Origin of the sequence: Streptomyces spongiae (genome assembly GCF_009377185.1) — a bacterium.
GTDB lineage: Bacteria > Actinomycetota > Actinomycetes > Streptomycetales > Streptomycetaceae > Streptomyces > Streptomyces spongiae.
Window position 1 is genome coordinate 1 of record NZ_VJZC01001026.1, and the last position, 1636, is coordinate 1636.

At 66.5% G+C, this 1636-nt stretch carries 1 protein-coding gene; it reads left to right on the forward strand.

Features of this window, described 5'->3' with window-relative positions:
• Window positions 1-612 precede the first annotated feature (612 nt).
• Complete coding sequence (gene trpS, locus FNH08_RS49790) at window positions 613-1611, forward strand: tryptophan--tRNA ligase (RefSeq protein WP_152778597.1); 999 nt, start codon at window positions 613-615, stop codon at window positions 1609-1611.
• The last annotated feature ends 25 nt before the right edge of the window (window positions 1612-1636 follow it).

Below are 1636 nucleotides of genomic sequence, written 5' to 3' on the forward strand. Positions count from 1 at the left end.
TATCTGGCGTTGATTTTTGGCACGCTGTTGAGTTCTCAAGGAACGGACGCTTCCTTTGTACTCACCCGAGAGACTCTCTCGTGGCTTTCCTCCGGGCGCTTCCCTTCGGTGTTTCCGACTCTATCAGATCCTTTCGGGCCCGATTCCCCGTCGGAGAGGGGGTTGTCTTCGCGGCTGTTGGGCCGTTCCGACGAGTGAGACTTTAGCGGATTCCTTGCTCCCGACCTAATCGGGGGCTGCGCTCTTTCGAACGCGGATTCCTCATTCCGTAAATACGCACGCCAATGACACGACGACGGATCGCCGATTGTCGGTTGGTACCTGCGGAATGGCTGTCCGGGGACCGACCGGAGTCGGCGCTCACGTCGGACAACCCGGAGAACACTACGGACGGGGTCTAGGCGTGTCAACTTCGCTCCTCGGGGCGCTCCGGAGGCGTACTCTGGGGCCATGACTTCGCGTACGTGCACCCAGCTGTGGTGGGCCGCCTGACGGCGGCCGTACTCACGTATGCACTCAACGGCCGCCGCTCTGGCGGCCGTTCTTGTCTCTCCCTCCTGGAGGACCCGGCCGGCGGGCAGCGGCGGTCCTGACCGAGAGATGGAGAGGGAGATGACACGGGTCTTCAGTGGGGTGAAGCCGACCGGGCATCTGACGCTGGGGAACTACCTGGGGGCCATGCGGCGGTGGGCCGCGGTCGACCAGCACGAGGGGGACGCGCTGTTCTGCGTCGTCGATCTGCACGCGCTGACCGTGGACCACGATCCGGCACGGGTGCGCAGGCTCAGTCGGCAGGCGGCGACGCTGTTGCTGGCGTCGGGGCTCGATCCCGAGGTGTGCACGGTGTTCGTGCAGAGTCATGTGGACGAGCACGCGCGGTTGTCGTACGTGCTGGAGTGCGTCGCCACCGACGGGGAGATGCGGCGCATGATCCAGTACAAGGAGAAGGCGGCGCGCGAGCGGGCTCGGGGCGGGAGTGTGCGGTTGTCGTTGCTGACGTATCCCGTGTTGATGGCGGCGGACATCCTCGCGTACGGGACCGATGAGGTTCCGGTGGGGGAGGACCAGGCGCAGCACGTGGAGCTGACGCGGGATCTGGCGGTGCGGTTCAACCAGCGGTACGGGCACACGTTCGTGGTGCCTCGGACGACGGTCCCGAAGGTCGCGGCGCGGGTCATGAACCTCCAGGAGCCGACGGCGAAGATGGGCAAGAGCGATGACGCCGGGCCGGGGATCGTCTATCTGCTCGATGAGCCGGACGTCGTGCGGAAGAAGGTCATGCGGGCTGTGACCGACAGTGGGCGTGAGGTCGTGTACGACCGGGAGGAGCGTCCGGGGGTCGCGAATCTGCTGGAGATCCTCGCGGCCTGTGAGGGTGGGGATCCGGAGCGGCTGAGCGGTGTGTACGAGTCGTACGGCGCCTTGAAGAAGGACACCGCGGACGCCGTGGTCGAGGTCCTCAGGCCCCTGCGGGAGAGGCACAAGGAGTTGTGCGCGGATCCCGCGTATGTGGAGGGGGTGCTGCGGGAGGGCGCGGAGAGAGCTCGGGAGATGGCGCGGCCGAGGGTGGACGCGGCGTATCGGGCGATCGGGTTGCTGCCGCCTGCGTAGGGGTGGGTGTGAGGTGGTGCGGGGG